Annotated in this window: 20 protein-coding genes; 15 read left to right on the top strand and 5 right to left on the bottom strand. The window is 71.6% G+C overall.

Annotated elements, in window-relative coordinates; all coding sequences use genetic code 11:
• Positions 1-22: 22 nt before the first annotated feature.
• Entirely contained in the window at positions 23-1,735 is a 1,713-nt protein-coding gene (locus tag Val02_RS04755; RefSeq protein WP_203897648.1) for a nitrilase-related carbon-nitrogen hydrolase, read from the top strand.
• On the opposite strand, the gene Val02_RS04750 is transcribed toward Val02_RS04755, so the two are convergent.
• On the bottom strand, positions 1,725-4,514 hold the full coding sequence (locus Val02_RS04750; protein ID WP_203897647.1) for an AfsR/SARP family transcriptional regulator: 2,790 nt from the start codon (positions 4,512-4,514) through the stop codon (positions 1,725-1,727). The two genes, Val02_RS04755 and Val02_RS04750, sit on opposite strands and share 11 nt — an antisense overlap.
• A 13-nt stretch (positions 4,515-4,527) precedes the next feature.
• On the opposite strand from Val02_RS04750, the gene Val02_RS04745 reads away from it, so the two are divergent.
• From Val02_RS04745 to Val02_RS04735, 3 genes are all read left to right on the top strand, one after another.
• The gene (locus tag Val02_RS04745) at positions 4,528-4,833 is read left to right on the top strand and encodes an ArsR/SmtB family transcription factor (RefSeq protein WP_203897646.1); all 306 of its coding nucleotides are present in this window, start codon (positions 4,528-4,530) and stop codon (positions 4,831-4,833) included.
• 87 nt (positions 4,834-4,920) lie between these two features.
• Positions 4,921-5,100 (top strand): SRPBCC domain-containing protein, encoded by a 180-nt coding sequence (locus tag Val02_RS04740; RefSeq protein ID WP_275415545.1) that lies wholly within the window; start codon positions 4,921-4,923, stop codon positions 5,098-5,100.
• Positions 5,101-5,139: 39 nt separating this feature from the next.
• Entirely contained in the window at positions 5,140-5,580 is a 441-nt protein-coding gene (locus Val02_RS04735; RefSeq protein WP_203897644.1) for a hypothetical protein, read from the top strand.
• A 56-nt stretch (positions 5,581-5,636) separates the two neighbouring features.
• Here the strand turns inward: Val02_RS04735 and Val02_RS04730 are convergent, their stop codons facing one another.
• Positions 5,637-6,140, bottom strand: coding sequence for a hypothetical protein (locus Val02_RS04730; protein ID WP_203897643.1), 504 nt, complete (start codon positions 6,138-6,140; stop codon positions 5,637-5,639).
• Positions 6,141-6,295: 155 nt separating this feature from the next.
• Between Val02_RS04730 and Val02_RS47130 the strand changes: the two genes are divergently transcribed.
• The 6 genes from Val02_RS47130 to Val02_RS04700 all read left to right on the top strand — a co-directional run bounded on the left by Val02_RS47130 (position 6,296) and on the right by Val02_RS04700 (position 13,825).
• Positions 6,296-7,063 (top strand): helix-turn-helix transcriptional regulator, encoded by a 768-nt coding sequence (locus Val02_RS47130; RefSeq protein WP_239152399.1) that lies wholly within the window; start codon positions 6,296-6,298, stop codon positions 7,061-7,063.
• 139 nt (positions 7,064-7,202) lie between these two features.
• The gene (locus tag Val02_RS04720) at positions 7,203-9,389 is read left to right on the top strand and encodes a hypothetical protein (RefSeq protein WP_203897642.1); all 2,187 of its coding nucleotides are present in this window, start codon (positions 7,203-7,205) and stop codon (positions 9,387-9,389) included.
• Positions 9,382-10,644: a hypothetical protein gene (locus Val02_RS04715; protein WP_203897641.1), complete on the top strand. Its 1,263-nt coding sequence runs from the start codon at positions 9,382-9,384 to the stop codon at positions 10,642-10,644. Before Val02_RS04720 ends, Val02_RS04715 begins: the two co-directional genes overlap by 8 nt.
• Entirely contained in the window at positions 10,641-10,859 is a 219-nt protein-coding gene (locus tag Val02_RS04710; RefSeq protein ID WP_203897640.1) for a hypothetical protein, read from the top strand. The genes Val02_RS04715 and Val02_RS04710 overlap by 4 nt, the downstream gene beginning before the upstream one ends.
• 15 nt (positions 10,860-10,874) lie before the next feature.
• A complete protein-coding gene (locus Val02_RS04705; protein WP_203897639.1) occupies positions 10,875-12,005 on the top strand; it encodes a hypothetical protein in 1,131 nt (376 codons plus the stop codon).
• Positions 12,002-13,825 (top strand): M15 family metallopeptidase, encoded by a 1,824-nt coding sequence (locus Val02_RS04700; protein WP_203897638.1) that lies wholly within the window; start codon positions 12,002-12,004, stop codon positions 13,823-13,825. Before Val02_RS04705 ends, Val02_RS04700 begins: the two co-directional genes overlap by 4 nt.
• Before the next feature lie 75 nt (positions 13,826-13,900).
• On the opposite strand, the gene Val02_RS04695 is transcribed toward Val02_RS04700, so the two are convergent.
• Positions 13,901-14,374: a hypothetical protein gene (locus Val02_RS04695; RefSeq protein ID WP_203897637.1), complete on the bottom strand. Its 474-nt coding sequence runs from the start codon at positions 14,372-14,374 to the stop codon at positions 13,901-13,903.
• Positions 14,375-14,532: 158 nt separating this feature from the next.
• On the opposite strand from Val02_RS04695, the gene Val02_RS04690 reads away from it, so the two are divergent.
• Positions 14,533-14,940: a hypothetical protein gene (locus Val02_RS04690; protein WP_203897636.1), complete on the top strand. Its 408-nt coding sequence runs from the start codon at positions 14,533-14,535 to the stop codon at positions 14,938-14,940.
• Positions 14,941-14,959: 19 nt separating this feature from the next.
• Here Val02_RS04690 and Val02_RS04685 read toward each other — a convergent pair whose 3' ends face one another.
• On the bottom strand, positions 14,960-15,412 hold the full coding sequence (locus tag Val02_RS04685; protein ID WP_203897635.1) for a hypothetical protein: 453 nt from the start codon (positions 15,410-15,412) through the stop codon (positions 14,960-14,962).
• Between the two features lie 88 nt (positions 15,413-15,500).
• On the opposite strand from Val02_RS04685, the gene Val02_RS47125 reads away from it, so the two are divergent.
• Positions 15,501-19,343 carry a glycoside hydrolase family 2 TIM barrel-domain containing protein gene (locus Val02_RS47125; protein WP_239152397.1) on the top strand — a complete coding sequence of 1,281 codons (3,843 nt, stop codon included), beginning with the start codon at positions 15,501-15,503 and terminating at the stop codon, positions 19,341-19,343.
• 65 nt (positions 19,344-19,408) lie between these two features.
• Here Val02_RS47125 and Val02_RS04670 read toward each other — a convergent pair whose 3' ends face one another.
• Complete coding sequence (locus Val02_RS04670; RefSeq protein ID WP_239152395.1) at positions 19,409-20,032, bottom strand: helix-turn-helix transcriptional regulator; 624 nt, start codon at positions 20,030-20,032, stop codon at positions 19,409-19,411.
• Positions 20,033-20,107: 75 nt separating this feature from the next.
• On the opposite strand from Val02_RS04670, the gene Val02_RS04665 reads away from it, so the two are divergent.
• The 3 genes from Val02_RS04665 to Val02_RS04655 all read left to right on the top strand — a co-directional run bounded on the left by Val02_RS04665 (position 20,108) and on the right by Val02_RS04655 (position 23,564).
• Positions 20,108-20,497, top strand: coding sequence for a hypothetical protein (locus Val02_RS04665; RefSeq protein ID WP_203898004.1), 390 nt, complete (start codon positions 20,108-20,110; stop codon positions 20,495-20,497).
• An 89-nt stretch (positions 20,498-20,586) separates the two neighbouring features.
• A complete protein-coding gene (locus tag Val02_RS04660) occupies positions 20,587-21,147 on the top strand; it encodes an LURP-one-related/scramblase family protein (RefSeq protein ID WP_203897634.1) in 561 nt (186 codons plus the stop codon).
• A gap of 53 nt (positions 21,148-21,200) precedes the next feature.
• Positions 21,201-23,564 (top strand): ricin-type beta-trefoil lectin domain protein, encoded by a 2,364-nt coding sequence (locus Val02_RS04655; protein ID WP_203897633.1) that lies wholly within the window; start codon positions 21,201-21,203, stop codon positions 23,562-23,564.
• Positions 23,565-23,574 lie beyond the last annotated feature (10 nt).

Genomic DNA, 23,574 nt, shown 5'->3' with positions numbered 1-23,574 from the left:
CGGTTCGGGCCAGGCTGTACCGATGCGTAGCCGAACGTTCCGGACGCTCTGCGGCACGACCGCTCTCCTGATGGTCACCGCCGGCGCCGTGACCCTCGAGTCCCCGGCCGCGGCGGCCGCACCGGTGGCGGGTTCCCGCACGGTGAAGGTCGCCACGGTGCACTTCGCCCCGGTCGAGGGCGACGTCGCGCGCAACCGCGCGCAGCTGGTCGCCCTGGCCGAACGGGCGGCCCGGGGCGGCGCGAAGATCATCGTGCTGCCCGAGATGGCGACCAGCGGCTACTCGTTCTTCAGCCGCAGCGAGATCGCCGCCGTCGCCGAGACGATCCCGGGTGCCAGCAGCGACGCGCTCGCCCGGGTCGCCGACCGGTACGACGCCTACATCGCCTTCGGGATGCCGCAGTACGTCCCGGCGGAGAACCTGTACTTCAACGTCGCGGTGCTGCTCGACCCGCAGGGGAAGGTGGCGAGCGTCTACCGCAAGCGCAACCATCTCCTCGAGTCGTCGTACAACGCGATCACGTACGCGCCCGTCCCCACCGTCGAGACCCCGTACGGCCGGGTCGCGCTGGTCATCTGCTCGGACATGTTCTACTCGCAGTACCCGCGCTCGGCGGCCGTCGACGGCGCCACCCTGCTGCTGGCACCGGCCAACGTGGGCATCGACACCGACTTCGTGCGGCTGCGCGCCGTGGAGAACGACTTCTCGACGATCGTCTCCAACCGGTACGGCGAGGGCACCGCCGGGGTCAAGCCGACGGCCTTCACGCAGGACAGTTTCACGATCCCGTCGCCGTTCCCGTACAACTTCGACTTCGGCTCCCGCAGCGTCGTCACCACCAACACCGGAGAGGTGCTCGCCGACCTCTCCGCGCGCAGCGACGACATCGGATACGGCGAACTCCCGGTCCGCCGCACCCGTACGTTCCCGGTCGAACGCCGGCCCGGCATGTACGCGCTGCTGGCGCAGGACACGCTGGAAAGCTATACGCAGACGCAGTTCCGGCAGCCGGCCGCGGGGCGGTTCGCGGCCGCCGCGATCGACCCCGGGCCCACGACGACGCCGTGGGCCACCGCGCTGGAGGCGACCGAACAGGCCCGCGTCGCCGCGGCGGCGGCCGGCCAGACGCTGCGCCTGGCGGTGTTCCCGGCGAACTGGTTCACCGTCGACGCCGCCGGCCTGACGAACCTGCGCCGATACGCGCGTGCCAACAACGTCGACGTCCTGGTGCACTACCCCGCGACGGCGAACGACGCACCGAAGAGCCTCCTCGTCACCTCCACCGGCACCGACTATCCGTACGTGCGCACGCACCGGGCCCGCTACGAGGCGATCGCGCCGGCCCGGCTGTCGCACGACTTCTGGGTGGTCGACCGGGACTACGGCCGGGTGGCACTGATGCAGGACGTCGACATGGTTCCCCCGGAGACCGCGCACGTGCTGTCCCGGATGGGCGTGGACGTGGTGGCCGTCAACGCCGATCTCCGCTCGGACCTGCTGAGCCGGCTGTGGCAGAGCCGCACCGGCGAGTACCTGCACATCGTCGTCGCCAACAAGCAGGCGCCGGAGGGCGTGTACCTGGGCGGCTATCAGGAGTTCCCGAGCTTCACCGAGCAGGAGGGCCGGGTGCTGCGCGAACTGGACACCGGCCACGTGCGCAAGAAGCCCGCGGCCCGGTTCTTCGACTACCGCGCGATCCTCGAACCGTGCAAGCCGGAGGCGCTCAACTGCTGAGCACGCCCAGGGCCCTCTCGATGCGCGGCACCTCCGGGTGGCGGGCGTTCTCCAGCAGGAGCAGCGCCGCCGCCCGGACCCGTTGCGCCGCAACGGAGTCGCCGGCCTCCACGTACACCGAGTAGAGGTCGACGAGCGGGTCGATGCGCAGGTCCGGCGCGTCGGCGAAGAGTTCCACCGCCCGTTCGAACGCGTCGATCGCCGCCGCCGTGTCGCCGCACGCGCGGTGGTACAGGCCGAACTCCTGCACCGCGCTGCCGACGGCGTGCGGATTGTTGTAGGCCTCCCGGATGGTGACGGCCTCTTCGAAGAGTTCCCGCGCCCGGCCGTCCCCCAGGTAGTGGTGGTACCAGGCGACCGGGTGCAGGGCGTTCGCGACGCCCATCCGGCCGGTGGGGTTGTCGACGCCGCGGTACAGCTGCACCGCCTCCCGGCCGTACGGGTAGGCGGCGAACGCCTGTTCGCGGGTGGGGATGCGGTGCTTGCCGATGATGCACACGGCGATCGACAGCAGGCCGTGGGCGAGGCGCAGCGGGTCGCCGGTGGCGCGGCCGGCCTCGACGGTGCGTTCGAGATACGGGCGGGCCTCGTCGACCCGGTTCACCAGCAGATGGCCGCGGCCGACGATGTAGGTAAGGAAGCCGGTCCACCAGGCGTCGCCGTCGCGTTCGGCCACGGCGAGCGCGCGCCGCGCCAGCGCCAGCGAGTCGTCGATCAGCAGCCAGACGTCCTGCTGGAACGGCCCGATCGCCCACACCAGCGGGCCCAGGAAGCGTTCCAGGTGCGGGGCGTCGCAGAGGCCGGCCACCGCCGTCGCGTTGTCGTACTCGGCCGCCATCCAGGCGAGCGCGGCCTCCCGTTCGGTGAACTCCTCCGGGCACACCGAAGGCGACGGCGGCGCGATGTGCTCGGAGCGCCGGTAGGCGACGTACACGTCGGCCGCGCGCAGTGCGGAGTGCAGGTGGTGCTCGACGAGTCGACGTTCTACCGCGTGCCGACTGTCCACCGTGTCCTCGCGGTGCGCCAGTTCGACCGCGTAGGAGCGGACGAGGTCGTGGAACGCGTAGCGGTCCTTACGCCGTTCCCACAACAGGTGCGCGTCGCGGAGGATCCGCAGTGCCGCGCGGGTACCCGGCCGGTCCCGGTCGCCGGCCGCGCTGACCGCGACCGCGACGGTGACGTCCGGTCCGGGATGCAGCGCGAGGCGGCGGAAGAGGGCGGCCGCGGCGGGCGGCAGCCGCCGGTACGACCAGGAGAAGACGGCCCGCAGGTCGTGGTCGAGGCCGGGCAGCGCGAAGGCGTCGAGGCCGCTCTCCTCGCGCAGCTCGGCCGCCACTGCGGTGAGGGAGCGGGCGCCGTCGCCGAGGACGCGGGCGCAGACGACCGCGAGGGCCAGCGGGAGCCCGCCGCAGCGCGCCACGACCTCCTCCAGGGCCGCCGGGTCCGCGTCGGTGACGGCCGTCCCGAGCCGTCCGCGCAGGTACTCCCGGGCCTCCTTCTCGTGGAACCCGTCCAGCTGCAGCGCCCGCGCGCCCTCCGTCACGGCGAGCCCGTCGAGCCGGGTCCGGCCGGTCACCACGACCGTGCAGCCCGGCTCGCCCGGCAGCAGCGGCCGCACCTGCGCCGAGTCGTGCGCGTTGTCGAGGACCACCAGCACCCGACGACCGGCGAGCACGCTGCGGAACAGCGCCGCCCGGGCCGCCTCCCCCTCCGGCACCCGCCGGTCCGGGACCCCGAGCGCGGTCAGGAACCCGAACAGCACGTCCGCGGCGGCCGCCGGCGCCTCCTCCGGGCCGTAGCCGCGCAGGTCGGCGAAGAGCTGACCGTCCGGGAAGCGTTCGGCGACGCGGTGCGCCCACCGCACGGCGAGGGTGGTCTTGCCGACCCCGCCCGCGCCGCTGATCACCGTGAGCGGGCCGGTCCCGGCGAGCGCGGCGAGTTCGGGCTCGCGGGCGGTGAAGGTGTCGGGCGAGCGCGGCAGCTGCGCCGGGCGCACCCCGGAGCCGTCCCCGACCTGCGCGGCGAGGACGTCCTGCCGTTGGGCCAGGATCGCGCGCTCCAACTCCACGAGCGCGGGCTCCGGGTCCAGTCCGAGTTCGTCGGCGAGTCGCCGCCGGTGTCCCCGCAGCGCCGCCAATGCCTCGGTCGAACGACTTGCCGACCACAACGCCACACCCAGCAGACGCCAGCCCTCGCCGCGCCACGGGTCGGACGCGGTGAGTTCCTGCGCGAGCGGCACGGCTTCCGTCGGGCGGCCGAGCCGCAGCAGGGTGGCGACGACGAGTTCGCGGGCGTCGCGGTGGGCCTCCTGCAGGCGGGCGATGTCGGCGCGGGCCCACTCCTCGTCGGCGAACTCCTCGTAGGGCGCGGCCCGCCAGCGTTCCAGCGCCTCCCGCAGGTGTGCCATGAGCCGCTCGGCGGGCAGGCCGTCGCGGGTGTCGCGCAGGCGGCGTTCGAAGTCCCACGCGTCGACGGCCTCCGCCGGCAGGCGCAACGCGTATCCGCCCGCCGCACTCACCAGAACGCGGGCCTCGGTGCGCGGCGGCCGTTCCGGCTCCAGCGCGCGGCGCAGCCGCGACACGTACGCCTGCAGCGACACCGAGGGGCGCTGCGGCGGGCGGCCGGCCCAGAGCTGTTCGACGATCCGGTCGGCGGGAACGACCCGGCCGCGGGCCGCGACGAGCATCGCCAGGACGGCCCGCTGCTGGTGGCCGCCGAGCGCTGCCGGGCGACCGTCCACCCACGCGGTGACCTGGCCGAACACGCCGATCTCGAGCACCGCACGATCTTAGGTGGGTGGTGGCGGCGGCGCTCCGGTCCGGCGGGCAGGTGTACCCGATCCGACACCGGGGGCCAGCGTCGGCGACCTCGCCCGCGAGTTCCCGATGGCGCTGCCGTCGTTCCTCAAGCACGTGCGCACGTTGGAGGGCCACGGGCTGATCAGCACGGCCAAGGCCGGCCGGGTGCGCACCTGCACGCTCAACCGGGAGCGCCTCGCCCTGGTCGACGACTGGCTCGCCGAGCAGCGCCGGGTCTGGCACGAGCGCACCGACCGGCTCGAACAGTTCGTCACCGACACCGCGGAGGAACAGCCGTGAACCCCGACCTCGACCTCTCCATCACCCGGCTCCTCCGGGCACCGCGCGCCCGCGTGTGGGAGGCCTGGACCGACCCGGCCCGCCCCGGTGCCGATGACCGCCGAGATCACCTTCGCCGAGCACCCGGACGGGACGGACTACCGCGTCGTCGTCCGGCACGGCGACCCCACCGCGCGGGCGCACCACGAGAAGCTGGGCTTCGCCGACGGGTGGGGCTCGGTCACCGAGCAGCTCGCCCGCCTCGTCGAGAACCCCGCCGTCCGGTAACGCCACTTATCCGGTTGCATGGCTGAATATCGTTCCGTCGTGCGTTCGATCACCTTCGTCACCCTGTCCGCCCTGCTCGTCCTCGCGACGGCCGGCTGCGACGAACCGGCCCCCACCGGCGGCGGCACGACACCGTCCGCTCCGGCAGCCACCTCGACGGCGCCGTCACCGACCGGCGCCGACCATCGCAAGGCCTGCGCCGACATCGACGGCGCCATCCGCACCGCCCAGGCGAAGGTGGCCGAGGCGGAGGCGATCGGGCCACCCGCCGGACACTTCGCCGTCAGCGCCGCCTACTACGCGGGCGCGGCGGCGGTCGACGCCCAGGTGGCGAGTGCCAGTGGGCCCGTCGCCGACGCCGGCGCGAAGGTCGCCGACGCCATGACCGCGATCGGCGACAAGTACACCGATGCCCAGTCGCGACCGGACAAGGCGCCGTTGGACGCGGCGATCGCCCGGTTCCGCACCGCCTGCGGCTGAGGACCGTCACGGGAGACCTCGTCGAGGGCCTGTCGCGCGCCCATCTGCCGTACGGGTCACGGATCGGGAGGCGTAGGGCCCCGTTCGGCCGGGCGCGGGTCGGCGAGGCTCTCGGCCACCGCGTCGGACAGGGCGGTCGCGAGGTCCTCCGTTCCGCCGGCCGACATCGCGTGCCGGCGCGTCAGGTGGCGAACCTGGCCGATCTGCCGCGCGGTCAGCACAGCCTCACCGGAACCCATCTCCGTGCCGCGAATGATGCCGCGCACCCGCCCGGCGACGATCTCGCCGGTCCGCCGCGCATAGTGCGCCGCGAGCGCGGCCGCCAGGTACTGCACCACCGGAACGGCCGCGGTCAACACGTACGGCGTCAGGCGCGTGTCGTCGGCCGCGAAGGCGGTACGCCGGTCGGGTCGACGCGACGGACCGGCGAAATGCCGTCGGGCCGCCGCCCGCAACCGGGGAATCTCGCTCGGGGCGATCCGGCGGAGCACGGCCTCCGCGAGGTCAACGGAAAGCGATTCGATGTCCGTGGCGGGCAATATGTCGCTGTCTACACGCATGCGCATCCTCCGCCCGGGGAGTCGACCCGAAAGGCCGACGCGGGGAAAATTGCCTCGACTGTTTCCCGCGTCGGCCCGACGGGTCGGGACGCGGAGGGATCAAAGGGGGACCGTTGGGCCGCCGCATGTCGATCGCCGAGAAGGATCTGCGATTGATGCTGCGACTGGCCAACAGCCCGGACGACCCGGACGGGCAGGAGCCGATGCCGTGGTCGGTCCTGATCGGGCTGCGCGACCTGATTCGTTGTGACGCCGTCACCTTCATCCTGCTCGACTCGCAACACTGCGCGATCCCGTTCGGGCAGGAGATCGGATTCCAGCCGGACTGCCCGGTCGACGACCCGGCCGCGTTCAATGCGGCGTTCTGGTGCAACTACTGGTCCAGTCCGGCGTGCGCCTACCCGGACACCACGGGCGATCTCCGCACGGTGACGACCGCCTCGGACTTCCTGAGCGACCGGCAGTTGAGGTCGAGCGCCATGTACTGCGAGTATCTGCGCTTCTTCGGCGGGTTCCGGGAGATGATGCTCTGTCTTCCCAGCCGGACCGGCCGCACCCTGCGGCTGCTGTTCTGGCGCGGCCGCGGTGCGGACTTCTCCGAACGGGATCGGTCACTGCTGACGTTGTTGCGTCCCCATCTGCACCGTGCGCACACCGAACGCATGCGTGCGCTGATGCCCTCGCCGGCCCTGAGCGTGCGCCAGAAGGAATTGATGGAACTGGTTGCCGAGGGGTTCACCAACGGGCAGATCGCACGTCGCCTGTCCATCTCCGAAGCCACCGTCCGCAAGCATCTCGAGCACGTTTTCGCGCGGCTCGAGGTGACCAGCCGCACGGCGGCCGTCACGAAGTTCCGTAGCGACGTGCCGGCCTTTCCGATCACCGACGAACCACAGGACTGGTACCTGACCGTTAGTGCCTGATCGCGCGGCCCCGGTCAACCGATACTGCGCGCCGCCGGCCTTCGCCGGTAGTACGCGGATCCGCTAATAGCGGCTCGCGCGATCCCGCACCACGCTGTGCGCAATACCTGCACACGTGTGGAGGCATGTGATGGTTTACATGGAGACGCCTTTTCCGGGACTCCTCGCCGATCCCGCCGGCGAAGCCGGTACGGACACGCCGTTCCTGTCGCAGTACTTCGCCGACGAGGGCCCCGCGCTCGCCTCCGCCGAGAGGGAGGTCGAGCAACTGCTGGAGGGGCTGCACGACGAGGAGTTCGACACCGCCGTGGCGCGCCTGGTCGAGCAGGCGCAGGCCCGGGCGGACGTGGTCGCCGGCATCGACGGCCGGCATCCACGGCAGTCGGAGCAGGCGGTACTGCGGTATCTGCGCCCGCTCACCGAGGATGCCGAGGACCTCCTGTCCCGACTGGCCGACGCTGTCGAGGCGGCGGAGAACTCGGCACCGGTCGTGCTGTCCGCCGCGGATCTGGACGCGGCGATGGCACGGGCGGAGATCTCCACCGCCCGACCGGAACCGGCGTTCGAGGAGTTCCTGGGCGCACTGGCGAAGAAGGCCAAGGCGGTGGCGAAGGTGGTGGCCAAGGGCGCCGCCATCGTGTCCAAGGTCCTGCCCACCGGAATCATCCTGCGCCAGTTGATCCGGCTGGTGCGGCCGTTGGTCGAACGCGTGGCGAAGCTGGCGCTCGACCGGCTGCCGCCGCAGTTGCGCGAGCCGGCCCGCCAGGTGGCACAGCGACTGCTCGGCCGCAGGACCCGCAACGCGGGCGCGTCGGGCGAAACGGCCGACCTCGAGGACGACCGTCAGTACCACGAGGGCGACGAGGCACCGGTGGCGCCGGCCGGCGCCGAGGTGTCGACCGTCCAGCAGGAGTTCGACGCCCAGGCAGTGATGCTGGCGTTGGCCGCCTCACCGGCCGAACAGGAGTTGCTGCTCGCCGAGTCCGTGCTCGACGGCCGCGCCGCGGAGGACTTCTCGCTCCTGGAACTGGACGCGGCCCGCGATCGTTTCGCGCACGCCTGGGAACAGTTGCAGGAGGACGAGGATCCGACTCCGCTGGTCGAGCAGTTCCTGCCCGCCGTGCTTCCGGTGCTCAAGACGGCCCTGACCGTGATCGGCCGGGACAAGGTCGTCACCTTCCTGGCCCGCCACCTCGGTCGGTTGATCGCGCCGTTGGTCGGCCCGAAGATCTCCCCGCCGCTGTCGAAGGCGATCGTCGACGCCGGTATGCGCCTGGTGGCGTTGGAGGCCGACGAGGCGGGGACCGGTGGGACGCGTGGCCCCGGCGTGGAGGCGGTGCTCACGCTGATCGAGGACACCGCGGCCGAGTTCATGCGGCTGTCCGACGAGGACGTCGAGGTGACCGCGCTGCTCGAGCAGGAGGCGTTCGCGGCCGTGGGAAGAGCCGCCCGGGCCGGGTTCCCACCGGTCGTGCTGCGCCCCTCCGCCCGTCGCGCCGGTGCCGGCGGAACCTGGGTCGCCATGCCCCGCCGGGGACCGCGCCGATACCGCAAATACAGCCGGATCATCGACGTCGACATCAGTCCGGCGGCCGCCCGGGGGATCCGCACCCGGGCCGGCCGGACGCTGTCCACGGTGCTGAACGACCGGCTCGGCCACGACGGACACGTTCGCGCCCGCCTGCATCTGTACCAGGTGATCCCCGGAACGACGCCGGCCCGCATCGCCCGCAACGAACCCGTGGTCGGCGGCGGTGCCGCACCGACCGAGCCGGCGGCCCAACTGCTGCCGCTCACCCGGGAGGCCGCGGCGACGCTGCTCGGCGATCCCGAGTTCGGACGCGACGTTCCGGAACGTTTCCTGGGTGACGGCGCGGCCGTCGCGGTGGGACAGCGGTTGTACACGCTCGAAATCGTCGACGGCCCACACGCCACCGGCCTCGGCGGAACCCGCGCGGGAGCCACCGCGCTCAGCGGTGTCACCGTGCACGAGGATCCCCGCACGGCGACGGCGACCGTGGCGATCCGCCTCAGTGAGACATTGGCGCAGACGGTGGCGGCTCAGGCGCGGGCCAGACGACCGGTGTCGGTGACCCTGGCTGCGCTGGCCCGGCTCTACGATCCGTGGCTGTCCCGGGCGGACGGCGGACGCCACGCCGCCTGGCGGGCGAAGGTGCGGCGGTTCCTCGCCACCCAGCTTCCGGGCCGCCGCGCGGAACTCACGGCTGCGGCGGCGGATCCGGCGGACGGCCTGACCATCACCTGTCGCTGGCGGTCGGGACGCCCGCTCGAGCTGACCATCGTCGCCGGAGCCGGCGGTGCCTGACCGGTCCGCGGCGACCCGCACCCAGGTGGTCCGCCAGGTCGCGCACTGGCGGGCGGCGACGGTCGCTCTGGCGGATCTCGAGAACTTCGCCTCCGCCGCCGCCTGGCGCGGCCTGGAGCGCTACCTCGACACGCACCTGCGCGCTCAGCTCGACGACGCCGTCGGACACCTGCGACGGCAGGGCGACGTGCTCGCCGCCCAGGCGGCCGCGGCGCGGTCACCGGCGGAGTGGGAGGCACTACGCCGGAACGTGATCAAGTTCCGGCGCCTGCACCAGCAGATCGAAACCGCGGTGGACTTCTACGGCGACGCGGTCAACAGCCGGACCTCGCCACGGCTGGCGGCGCTGCTGCGCGCCTGCGACACGCTCGCCCGGCGCAGCCTCACCGCGATCCTCGTGCCACTCGGTCGACCGACACCGCCGGTGCTCACCTATGTGGACCGGGGAATGGGCGCCAGCATCCTCCGCGCCGGACTGCGCCTGTGGGACGGCCGAACGCTGTCGGTGGCGGCCGCCATCAAAATCACCCGGCACAACCTGTACCGCCCGACGGCGTGCCTGCACGAGGCCGGCCACCAGGCGGCGTTCGCCCTCGGCTGGAACGAACAACTGGCCACCGCGCTGGGCCGGGAACTCGCGGAGGCGCCGGCGTTGGCCCGCCACTGGGCGCGCTGGGCCAGTGAGATCGCGGCGGACACGTTCGCGTTCGTCCACGCCGGTCATGCGGCTGTCGCGGCGCTGCACGACGTCATCGCCGGCGATGACACAAGCGTCTTCGCGTGGCGCCCCCGCGATCCGCATCCCGTCGCATACCTGCGGGTCCTGCTGGGCACCGAGATGGCGACCCGGACGTTCGGGTCCGGGCCGTGGGACGACCTGGCGGCGGCGTGGCGGCAGGCATACCCGCTGACGCGGGCGCCCAGCGAGCTGACGCCCTTTCTCAAGGCGTCGGTCGCCGCGCTGCCGCGGATCGTCGACGTGTGTCTGCGTCGACCGTTCGCGGCGTTCGACGGCCGGTCGATCGTGGAACTCGTCGATCCGCTGCGGGTCTCGCCCACCGCGCTCGCCGGCCTCGTACGCGATGCCGGGCCGGCGCTGTTCACCTCGCCGTACTGGATCCACCGGGAGTGCCTTCGCCTCCTGGCGCTGTCCGGCTATCGGGCGGCCACCGAACCCGGTGCCGCCACCGCGGTGGCCGAGCAGTTCGAGCACTGGATGTTGCACCTGGGCAACGGAACGGAGAACACGGCATGAGCACACCGACCGACGCCCCGGCAGAAGTCGCCGAGGCCTTCCGCGCACTGCTGGATCTGTTGGGTCACTACAACACCCGGCCGCGACCGGACCAGGAAACCCACGCCTTCCCACCGGTGGACCGCGCGGTGTGGGAGCAGCTTCATCAGCACCACGGCTGGGGTGTCGGCGGTCGACCGGACGACGCCCCCACCCGCACCACCGATTCGCAATAGAAGGGACGGAAGCCGATGTTCCGAAACCTCGTCTCACCACCGGGCGGATCACCGGACGAAGGACGCGTTCTCGATCTGCTGGAGGCCGAGCCCGAGCGGGTCGGTCAGGCCATCGATTTCTGGTGGCTGCAGGGCAGACGGCCGGCCGCGTTCGGGCCCGTCGGTCGCGCCAGCCTCATGTGGGACCACCTGATCTACGCGTACATGATCGAGAACACGCGCATCTTCGAGATCGTCCAGCGCGTCGTGGCGGACTTCAGATCCGGCGAACGGCTCGGGATACCGCAGCGAGCGCAGACCTACCGCTGGCTGGAGACCACGGAGGAGCTGTTCTACAAGGACGCGTCCCCCTTCCTGCCACGCGCCCAGGTCAGTCGGATCAGACCGGACATCCGGGCCAACCGCCGCAACGCGTACTACCGCATGTTCGGGATGGATCTCAACCACGGCGCGGACACCGGTCCCTATCCGTACGAGAGACCGGCGGCGGCGAACCGCGGATTCATCCCCGCGCTGGAGGAGTTCCTCCGGCTGGTCTGGGTCGGCATCGAGAACGCGGGCAACACCGCGGGGGCGAATCCGACCGACGACGCGGGGCTGGCGGACCTCGGGCTGCGGCTGCGCGACATGCTGATGACCCGGCGCGGTGGCCTGGCCGCCACGCTGTCCCGCGAGGAGTTCGACTACGTCGCGACGATGTCGTGGCTGCACCTGACGGTCCTGTTCGACACGCCGGTCGTGATGGACCTGCAGGCCGGCGCGGCCAGTCCGGAGGAGCGCCTGCGGGCGATGGGAGAACGGGTCGGCCTGCCGGCCCACGCCCAGTCACACAGCTACTTCATCCTGGCGTCCGCGCTGTCCACGCTCTTCCGCATGATCGAGGCGGGCTGGTTCACCGACACCACCACCGTGCCGGGCCTGTATCTGACGGTGCCCGTGCGGAACATGATGACGACCATCGTCACGCAGTGGTCGTTGGCGACGGGTCGTGATCTCAAGGCGTCGACGGTCGTGTTGACGCGACGCGGGGGCGACCCGGCGCCGCCCCCGGCCCTGTCGGCGGGCGCTTCGATACAGCCTCTCGACCCGGCCGCTTCCGTGCTGCCCGTCGGGCGCCCCACGACGGTCCTGAGGCGTACGCCATGAGTCAGCAGACGCACGATGCCGAGGTTCAGCCGGCGGACCACTGGGCGTATCAGCTGGAGACGCCGTTCCGCGCCGCCGCCGAGTGGCTGGACGAGGTCGCCGCCGAGCCCGGCGGCGCATGGTCGGGAACACCTGATCAGGTCGCCTTTCGGGAGCGCGTACTGAAGGAGGCCGTCGATCGCAAGGCGAGAACACGGCCCGCGCAGAGCGATCTGACGCCGAGTCAACTCCGGCCCGTTCCCGGGACGTCGGTGGTGATGCGCGCCGATGCGGCAGCGGCCGCCGGCCGGCTCGTCGCGGCGGCCACCGCCGAACTCGCCGCGGCGCAGCGTGCCGGCGACGCCGACGCCGCGCTGACCACCGGCGTCACCGTGTTCAGCGGATACCGCAGCGCCGAACACCAGCGGTGCACCTGGCGCCACCACTTCGAGGACTACTACGGTCAGACCGCCGCGGCACGTGCGGGTCTCCCGGGCGGCCCGCACGGCCCCGACGCGGTGCGGTACATGCTCGACACGTTCCACATCCCGCGTCGGGTCGCGGCTCCCGGATGGAGCAACCACCAGAACGGGATCGCGGCCGACCTCGCGCTGATCCGCCGGCCGGGCCACCGGATCCGCAACTCGACCGGTGCCGCCGCGGTGCGGGCCTGGCGAGCGACCTGGTTCCACCGTTGGCTCGTCCGGCGGGCCCGCGACTTCGGCTTCACACCGTACGAACGCGAACCCTGGCACTGGGAGTACACCGTCGATCCCGGGTCCGCGCCCTCCCCCGCCCGGTTGACCGACCGGGAGGTCGACCAGGTGGTGCACGCGCTCGCCCATGGTGAACGCCCGGAGGCGTGGGACCGGTCCGAGTCCGGCGCCTTCGGGCCCACCCGGTACGACGGGTCGGCGGAAGCGGATCCGGCGGAAGCCGAGGAGCGGCACGGGTTCGACCCGCTCGACGAGGAGGACGGTGCGAATCCGGCCGGCGAGTGGGCTCTCTTCGGCGAGTTCGACGAGGCCATGGAGTCGGACCTCGGCGGGGAGGCCGCTTGGGGCGAGGAGACGGAGGACCTCGAAACGACGGATGCTCCCGTGGCGGTCGGAACGGATTCCGCACGCGTCGATGTGGCCGAACGGATCGCCGGGGGTCAGGCGATGTTCGCGACGGACGAAAGCCCTCGGCCCGCGCGCCGCTGGAGCCGGTGTTTCGCCACGGAGGACCTGCACCGGCTCGGCCGGTTGTACGCCGCCAACCTCGCCGCCGCTGCCGCGAACCCCGACGACCGCGCCACGTGCATCGTCATGCTCAACGTGGCGCTCGGTTCGATGCTGGGCCTGCCCACGAAGCCGTGGCCGGCCCGCACCGGGAGCGGCCGGAAGGTGATCATGGCGGATCTCACCACCCGAACGGTCGGTCAGGCCATGTCACAGCTGACGACCTCGGGGTTCGCCCGGGAACCGGTGCAGATCGAGTTCCTCGACGGCCGGGGCGACCGGGCCGGTGCCACCGAACCGGCCCGCCTCGCCTCGAGTGTGCTGTCGGCCGTCCTGGCCCGGGCACCTTCGCAGGACTGCAACCTGGCGTACGCACTGTCCATCATGGACGGCTACCACAGCGTTCTGCTCGTGGTCGAGCGGACCGGTGCCGGGCCTCGGGTCAGGTGGTTCGACCAGTTCAGCCCTCAGCCGATCGACGACGTCACGACGGGCCTCGACGCGCGGATCACCGATGCGACGAGGCGGTACTGGCACGAGATGGAGGGGCGGCGGGGCATCCGTTCGCGGACGCCGGTGCGGATCTGGGCGCTGCGCAAGCGGTCGACGTTCGACTGACGGCGCACGCCCACCGACCCGGACCGCTCATCACCGGCGCCGGCGCCGCTCGCAGCGCCGGCGCCGGCGGCCGGTTCAGATGTGGATCGAGCGGTACGGGGTGCACTCCCACGCGGTGAACGGCGTCTGGAACAGGTTCGTGAGCGTCACCCGGAACCGCACGCACTGGTACATCTCCTCGACGTTGTCGCCGAAGTCGTCGGTGTTGGGCAGCGCGCCCTCGACCGTGCGGGTGAGGGTTCCGCCGGCGGTGTAGAAGGAGTTGTGCAGCGTGCTGGTGCCGATCAGGTCGTCGGCGTTGTTGGCGTCGTACTCCCAGCGCCGCATCTCGATCTCGACCTCGCGGCCGGAGGCGCAGTCGACGTCGACCTCGTAGTTGACCATCTTGACGCCGTTGGCGTTGAGGTCGCCGTTGGCGTACGGCGTGACCGGGTCGATGGTGCAGCCGGTGTAGTAGGTGCCGGCGCTCGCCGGTGTCGCCAGGCCGAGCGGCACGAGCAGCGCGGCCGCCGCCACGAGGGCCCGGACCAGGATCGTGCTTCGCTTCATGATGCGTCCTCCGCAGGTCGTGCACCGCGGGATGCGGTGGCGACAGCACGATGCGGCCCGCCCCTCACGGACCCGTCATGGTCGCGTCAAGGTTCCCGCGACCGGGTGACATTCGTCGATGGGCGGCGCATCCTGGCATCTCGACGAGGGGGTGCGCGGTGCCGTTCTTCCGGGCCCGGTTCGTGGTGCTGGCGGCGTGTCTGCTCGTGGCGGCCGGGTGCCGCGCCGCGCCGGAGCGGGCCCCGTCCGGCGACCGCACGACCGTCGCGGCGGACACGGTCGGCCGGGCGCGGCTGGGCGCACGCCTCGTCGTCACGGCCGCCGTCGTCAAGCGGCTCGGCGCGTACGCGCTCGTCGTCGAGGACGTCGACCTTCCGGCGCAGGGGCTGCTGGTGTTCGCCCGGCACCCGGTCGACGCCGACCCGCCGGTGCTGGTCACCGCCGCCGGCACCGTGGCGGTCTTCCGCGGCACCGACTTCGCGCCGGACCAGCTCGAGGACCGCCGGCTGTTCGCGCCGTTCGAGGGGCGGCGGGCGTTGCTGTCCGCCGAGGTCAAGGTCTGGTGATGTCGGTCGAACGGTGGACTCAGCCGGCGGCGGACTGCTGCCGCTGCCAGAGCGCGAGCTGCACACCGACGACGAAGACCTGCAGCGGCAACGGCATGCCGGGCAGATCGGCCTCGACGCCGCCGGACCAGGCGCTGGTGCGGCGCACCGAGCCGGCCGCCTTGCCGCCCACCAGCAGCTCCTGGCGGCTGCCGAAGAACGAGGCGCGGCGGAACTCGTAGGTGTCGCGGCCCGCCCGCATGCTCCAGTGCTTGCGCCCGGCGCGTTCGACCAGGGCCACCTCTTTGCCGGCCTCGTCGGACATCCGGTACTTGGTGCCCCAGCCCGCGGCCCGGACCCGGAAGCGCTTTCCGGCGATCTCGAAGTCGCCGCCGTTGCGCCACCACGACGGGTCCCAGACGGTGACCGGGCGGCCGTCCGAGCCGATCTCGTAGCGGCCGCGCCACATGCCGGTCCTCTTGGCGGTCAACATTATTCGACAATACCGAAAGAGATCCAGCGTTGACCTTCGAAGGATTGGGGTGAAATCCTGGGCGCCGCCGAGATAGTGAGGTGCTTCGATGTATTACGTCAGCCGCCGCAGGTTTCTCGAAGGTGGCGCCGCCGCGCTGGTCGGCGCGGCCGCCCTGCCGTTGCCGGCGGGCGGGTCCGCCCGGGCCGCCGCACCGCTGCCGCCCAACGGCCTTCCGGAGTGGAACGGCAACCTGCGCCTCTTCGACGTCAACTCCGAGCCGCCGCACGCCACGCTGATGCCCTACGCCGGGCTGCCCGAGGCGCTGGCCGCCGATCGCACCCGTTCGCCGTTCCGCCTCGACCTCGACGGCGTCTGGCGGTTCCGCCACGTCGACAATCCCGCCGCGCGTGATCCCGACTTCTACCGCGAGGACCTCGACGACGGTTCGTGGGCCGCCATCCCCGTTCCGTCGAACTGGCAGCTGCACGGCTACGACTTCCCGATCTACATCAACATCACGTACCCCTGGTGGGGCGCCAACGGCCGCAACGAGAACGCGCAGCCGCCCAACGCGCCGACCCGGTTCAACCCCGTCGGGCAGTACCGGCGCACGTTCCAGGTGCCCGACGGGTGGGCGGGGCGTCGGACGTTCCTGCACTTCGAGGGCGTCAAGTCGGCGTTCTACGTGTGGGTCAACGCGCGGCTGGTCGGCTATCGCGAGGACTCCTACGACCCGAGCGAGTTCGACATCACGGACTATTTGCGCCCGGGCACCAACCAGATCGCCGTCGAGGTGTACCGCTACTCCGACGGCGACTGGCTCGAGGACCAGGACATGATCCGGCTCTCCGGCATCTTCCGCTCGGTCTACCTCTTCTCGACGCCGAACGTGCACCTGCGCGACTTCCGCGTCGAGACGCCCCTGCGCAACGGCTACACCGACGCGGACCTGGCCGTCACGGTGAACGTGCGCGCCTACGGCCCGACGCCCGGCGGCACCTACACGGTGGAGACGCAGCTGTACGACGACGCCCGCAAGCCGGTGTGGCGCGAACCCCTGCGGCAGAACGTCGACGTCACCACCGTGGGGCAGGACGCCACCGGCCGGGCCGCCAAGGCGGTACCCGCGCCGCGCCTGTGGTCGGCGGAGCAGCCGCACCTGTACACGGCCGTGCTCGTGCTACGGGACCCGTCCGGCGCGGCGATCGAGACGCTGTCGACGCGGGTCGGGTTCCGGGAGTTCGCGATCGTCGACGGGCTCATGCGGATCAACGGCCGGCCGGTGAGCCTGCGCGGCACCAACCGGCACGAGATGCACCCCGAACGCGGTGCCGCGCTCACCCGCGAGGACATCGTCACCGACCTCACACTCATCAAGCGGCTGAACATCAACGCCCTGCGCACGTCGCACTATCCCAACAATCCGATCCTGTACGAGCTGGCCGACGCCTACGGGCTGTACGTGGTGGACGAGACCAACCTGGAGACGCACGGCATCCGGGACCGGTTCCCCGGCTCGGATCCCGAGTGGACGGACGCGGTGCTCGATCGGGCGCGGCGGATGGTGCACCGCGACAAGAACCACCCGTGCGTGGTCATCTGGTCGCTGGGCAACGAGGCCGGTTCGGGCAGCAACTTCGTGGCGATGCACGACCTCATCCGTTCCCTGGACAGCACACGCGTGATCCAGTACGAGGGCGACGACCGGCCCGGCATCAGCGACATCCGTTCCCGCATGTACGAGAAACCGTCCACTGTGGAGCAACGGGCGCGCGACGCGGCGGATCCACGGCCCTACGTCATGATCGAGTACACCCACTCGATGGGGAACTCCACCGGAAACCTCAAGAAGTACTGGGACATCATCCGCGCCAACCCGGTCCTGCAGGGCGGCTTCCTCTGGGACTTCGTCGACCAGGCGCTGCTCTGGCCCACCCCGCCCCGCAAGCTGCTGGCCGAGACGGGCCCGGAGGCGCTCGCCGCCGAATTGACGGTGGCGGCCACGTTCGACCGCGGCACCGGCCTCTCCGGCGGGGCGGTCTTCGCCCCCGACCGGCGCCTCAACCTGACCGGCTCGCTGACCCTGGAGGCGTGGGTGACGCCGGACGCGGTCGGCGGGCACCAGCCCGTAATCGCCCGCGGGGACCACCAGTACTCGCTGAAGCAGACGTTCGACACGCTCGAGTTCTTCATCTACGCCGGCGGCTGGATCGCCGTCACCGCACCGCTCCCCGCCGACTGGACCGGCCGCGAACATCACCTCGCCGGCGTCTTCGACGACGCCACCGACACGCTGACGCTGTATCTCGACGGGCGCGCCGTCAGCCGCACCACCGACCGCGTGCCGGACAGTGTCACGGCCCAGATCTCGATCGGCACCGACGCGGAGAACCAGGACCGCGTGTTCAGCGGCACCATCCGCGCCGCCCGCGTCTACGCGCGTGCGCTAACCGCCGCCGAACTCGCCGACGACGGCCGCGGCGCGCAGGACCCGGACGTGCGGCTGTGGTTCGACGCGACGACGGCCGGCTACACCGAGCAGCAGCCCGCGGCGCCGACGTTCCTCGCCTACGGCGGCGACTGGGGCGACAACCCCAACGACGGCAACTTCTCCGGCGACGGCATCGTCCACGTGGACCGCCGCATCGGGGGCAAGGCCGTCGAGGTCAAGCGCATCTACCAGCAGATCGACGTGGTCGCCGGCCCGAGCGTCGGATCCGTGACGGTCACCAACGAGCACCTGTTCACGAACGTCGACGCCTACGACGGCCACTGGGAACTGTTCGCCGACGGCGCCTCGGTGCAGAAGGGCCGCTGGCGCCCCGATGTGCCGCCGCTGTCGAGCCGCACGCTGACCGTCCCGTTCCGCCGGCCGGCGCGCCCGGCTCCCGGGCGGGAGTACTTCCTGCGGGTGTGGTTCACGACCCGGACCCGCACGCCGTGGGCCCCGTCCGGCTTCGAGGTGGCCGCCACCCAGCTGCCGCTCGACCTCGGCAGTCCGGCCGTCACGCCGGTGCCGCTGACCCGCGTGCCGGCCGTCGCCGTGCGGCAGGCGGACGACGCGATCACGGTCACCGGTCGGGAGTTCACCGTCACGATCGCCAAGAGCACCGGGCTCATCACCGCCTACGTCGTGCGGGGCAAGCCGCTGCTGGTCTCCGGCCCGGTGCCCAACTTCTGGCGGGCCCCGACCGACAACGACGAGGGCAACGGGCACCCGAGCCGCAACGGCACGTGGCGCCACGCGGGAGCCGACCGCCGGGTCACCGACGTGTCGATCGACACCACGTCGCGAAAGGCGGTGGTGATCACCGTCAGCGGCATCCTGCCGACGTCGGTACCGTCGACGTACACGACGACGTACACCGTCTTCGGCAACGCCGAGATCAGGGTGGACAGCGCGCTGCACCCCGGTTCCCCCGCACTGCCCTACATCCCGGAAGTGGGCACGGTCCTGCTGCTGCCCGCGGGCCTCTCGCGCCTCGAGTACTACGGCCGCGGCCCGGAGGAGAACTACTGGGACCGCAACGTCGCCTCGGAGGTCGGGCGCTACACCTCCACCGTGGCGAAGCAGTGGACCGAGTACCTGCGCCCGCAGGAGAACGGCAACAAGACCGACGTGCGCTGGATCGCGCTGACCGACCGGCACGGCACCGGCCTGCTGGCCACCGGCGAACCGCTGATCGAGGTGAACGCCTCGCACTTCACGCCCGAGGACCTCTCGCTCGGCGCCCGGCACAGCTATCAGCTGACCCCGCGCCCGGAGGTGGTACTGCGGCTCAACCACCGCCAGATGGGCGTGGGCGGCGACGACAGCTGGGGCGCGCAGACCCATGACGAGTTCAAGCTCTTCGCCGATCGCGACTACCGGTACACGTACCGGTTGCGGCCGCTCACCCGTGCGGACGATCCGATGGAACTGTCCCGCCGCCCCACCGCGACGCCGTGACGGCCGGCCCCTACGCAATCCTGCTAATGGCCCGGACCGCTCCGCTTCGGCACCATTTGAGGCGATCAGCGGGAAGGAGCAGACCGTGACACCGGATCATCACCCGGCCCGATGAGGCCGAGCCGTCGCACCAGGAGGACCGTCGTCAGGCGGTCGCGGGTGCCGCACTTGCGGTAGCTGTTCTCCAGGTGCTTGTTGACGGTGTGGGTCGCGATGCCGAGCCGACGGGCCATCGCCGCGGCGGTGAGCCCTTCGGCCGACAGGCGCAGCACGACGAGTTCGCGCGGCGTCAGCCGGAGCTCGGCGAGCCCTTCCGTCCCGGGTCGCAGGCGCCGCACCTCGGCGACGTGTCGCAGGACGGTGTTGAGCAGTGGATGCACGTGAGCGGCGAAGTCGCGTTCGCGTGCGGTGAAGTCGCGTCCCGAGCGGCAGACCAGGAAACCCGTCGCGGCGCCGGGGGTGCCCGGCGCCGGGATGGAGATCTGCCGGACGCTGCCGTCGAGGTCGTGCCGCGAGGCGCGGTAGGAGGGGTTGCCGCGCCATGCGAGGTCGGTCAGCACGTCGCTGACCGCGACCGGGCCGGCGGGCGCGCCGCCGGCGTACACCCGCTCCAGCGGATGGGTCGAGCCGCACTCGCGATGGAACTCCTCCCACGGCAGCGCGGCGACCTCGTCCGGCACCACCAGCACCGGCCGGGAATCGTGAAAGAAGACTGTCGTCGTACCGCGGAGACAGTCGTTCAACTGAGCGGCGAGCAGGGGTTCATGATTATTTCCATCAATGCTTTCGATCAGCGCGGCGGCCAATTCGAGGGTCCGGCGATAATCACGCATCAAGGCGTCTGCCACGCCGGGATCATAGGTGACGAAACGGCACCCCTGCGGCTCGAGTTTCACCGCCGGATCGGCGACAGCCTCCGATGGCTGGCCGATTACCTGAACGTTCCCCCGGAAAGCCGGCGGCGGTGGAAACCCGGCGACGAGTCGCTGGACCTGTGGCAATGGCTCGTCGAACGCGACCGGCTGGCCGACCTCTCCCCCGCGCTGCGCGCCATCGGGCGGGACGATCTGGCGGTCCTTCTCGACGGCGCGCACAGCGATTCGGATTTCCACGTCCGGGTGACGATAGACATTCGCGTACGAGCGGCGCGATGACATTTGTCATGGGTGGACGGTGCACCGCGCACCGCAACCGCACAGGTCCGTCACTACCGGCGCCGCGACCGCGTTGACACGCTCGACACATGAACCCGCACGCGCCCTTCCGTGGCGTTCTCCACATGCCCGACCGGGCTGTCCTCAGGAGCACCTCGCCGGTCACCCTCGCCGACGGCCGGCCGCTGGCGAGCATCCGCTGGCACACCTGGAACGTCCGGGCCCGCTTCGACATCCTCGACCCGGCCGGCGTCACCGAACTGGCGCACGGGAGCCGGGTCGGGGTCATCGGCCGCCGCTACGCCGCACGCGTTCCGGGCGGGGCGGCGCTCCTCGAACTGCGGCTGGCCCGGTGGCTCGGCGTCGGCGGCCGCTGCACCGTGGCGCTGCCCGACGGCGAGACCCTCACCGTGCGGGGCAACTGGACCAGGCGCGCGTTCGCGATCGAGGACCGTTCGGGACGGCCGGTCGGCCGGATCCTGCGCACCGGTGCGATCCTCGCGCTCCGGCCGGACAGCCTCACGGTCGAACTGGACCGCGCGGCGCTCACCGCCGTGCAGGCGATCGCGCTGGCCCAGTGCCTGCGCGCGGCGATCGGCTCCGCGCGCAGCTCCGATTCCTCGGCGGCCGCCGTGGCCGCTGGCGGGTAGCACCGTTCACACAGGAACTGAACCGGACCCCGACCCCATCCGTCCATAGATACATGTCGAAACCTGCGAGGTATCTCGCTCTGGCCGCGACCGCTTTCGCGGCAACCGTGTTCGTACCGGCGTCGACGGCACAGGCGGCGCCCACCGGCGTGCGGATCGACGGCGGCGCGCTCGGCCGCACGTTCGACGGCGTGGGCGCGATCAGCGGCGGCGGTGGCAACAGCCGGCTGCTGCGCGACTATCCGCAGGCGCAGCGCGACCAGATCCTCGACTACCTGTTCAAACCCGGCTACGGAGCGGCGGTGCAACTGCTGAAGCTGGAGATCGGCGGCGACGGCAACTCCACCGACGGCGCCGAACCCAGCCACCAGCACACCCGCGGCGACGTCAACTGCGACGCCGGGTATGAGTTCTGGCTGGCCGAACAGGCAGTCGCGCGCAACCCGTCGATCCGGCTGGCCGCGCTGGCGTGGACCGCACCGGGCTGGATCGGCGGCGGGAACTTCTGGTCCGACGACATGATCGCCTACGACATCTCCTGGCTCGACTGCGCCCGAGCGCACGGCCTGAGCATCGGCTACCTCGGCGGCTGGAACGAACGCGGCCACGACAGCGGCTGGTACAAGCGCCTGCGCACCGCGCTCGACGCGGCCGGCTACGGCGCGGTGCAACTCGTCGGCGACGACACGAGCTGGGACATGGCCGACGAGTTCGCCGGCGACCCGGCGCTGCGCAACGCGATCGGCGTGCTCGGCAACCACTACGTGTGCGGCTACCTGTCCCAGGCCGAGCAGTGTTCCAGCACGCAGGCCGCGAGGAACTCCGGAAAGCCGCTGTGGGCGAGCGAGTTCGGGTCGCAGGACTACGACAGCGGCGTGGTGCCGTACATCCGCACACTCAACCGCGGGTATCTCGACGGCGGCCTGACCGGCTTCATGAACTGGCCGCTGATCGCCGCCATCACACCGAACCTGCCGTTCGGCACGGTCGGACTGATGGGCGCCGCGTCGCCGTGGTCCGGCGCCTACCGGGTGGGCCGGAACCTGTGGGCCAACGCGCACTACGCGCAGTTCGCCCAGCCGGGCTGGCGCTACGTGACCGGCGCGGCCGGCGGCTACCTGGACGGCAACCGGGCCAACGGCAGCTACGTCACGCTCGCCGCCCCGAACGGCCGGGACTACTCCACGATCTACGAGACGAGCGGTGCGACGGCCGCGCAGACAGTGAGCGTCACGGTCGCCGGCGGCCTCAACGCCGGGACCGTGCACGTGTGGGACACCGATCTCGGTTCGGCCACGGAACACTTCGTGAAGCGGGCCGATGTCACGCCCTCCGGCGGCTCGTACACGCTGACGCTGCAGCCGAACCACATCTACTCGGTCACCACCACGACCGGTCAGGGAAAGGGCACCGCCGCGAGCCCCACGGCGAGCGCACTCGCGCTCCCCTACGCCGACGACTTCGAGTCCTACGCGCCCCGTACGCTCCCCCGCTACACCGAGGACATGCAGGGCGCCTTCGAGGTGCGGCCGTGCGGCTCGGGACGGTGCCTGCAACAGGTCGTCCCGCAGCGGCCGATCAACTGGCAGGGCGACAGCGACGCCTACACGCTCATCGGCGACCCGTCGTGGCGCAACTACACCGTCGCCGTGGACGTCAACCTGCAGCAGCCCGGCACCGTCACGCTCCTCGGCCGCGCCGGCACCCAACTGCGGCCGCAGGACCGCCAGGGCGCGTACCAGCTGCGGATCAACGAGACCGGCGCGTGGTCGGTCGTCGCGCACGGCACGTCCGGCAACGTCCGCACGCTCGCCTCCGGCAGCCGTTCGGCGCTCGGAATCAACACCTGGCACCGGGTGTCGCTCGGCTTCTCCGGCAGCCGGGTCACGGCCACCGTCGACGGCGTTCAACTGGCCGCGTTCAACGACAGCGCGTTCGGCTACGGGCAGGCCGGGATCGGTGTGGTGGGTTACCAGACAGACCTGTTCGACAATGTCTCGGTCACCGCCAACGGCGTGGGTGACGGGATCGTCGGCGGCCTGTTGCGCGGGGACGAGTCCGGACGCTGCGCGGACGTTCCGGGGGCGAGCACCGCGAACGACACCGTCGTGACGCTGTGGGACTGTCATGACGGCGCCAACCAGACGTGGGCCCTCACCCCGGCCGGCGAGCTGCGGGTCTACGGCACCAAATGCCTGGACGCGAGGGGCGGCGGCACCACCGACGGCACGCCGGTCATCAGCTACGACTGCACCGGCGGCACCAACCAGAAATGGACGGTCACCGCCGAGGGCAGGGTGGTCGGTGTCGCTTCCGGCAAGTGTCTCGACGCCACCGCCCATGGAACGGCCAACAGCACGCCCCTGGAGCTGTGGACCTGCACCGGTGCCGCGAACCAGCGCTGGCACCGCAGCTGACAGCGGCGTT

The organism is Virgisporangium aliadipatigenens (genome assembly GCF_016863615.1).
Lineage (GTDB): Bacteria > Actinomycetota > Actinomycetes > Mycobacteriales > Micromonosporaceae > Virgisporangium > Virgisporangium aliadipatigenens.
This window is presented reverse-complemented; position numbering and strand designations above follow the sequence as displayed.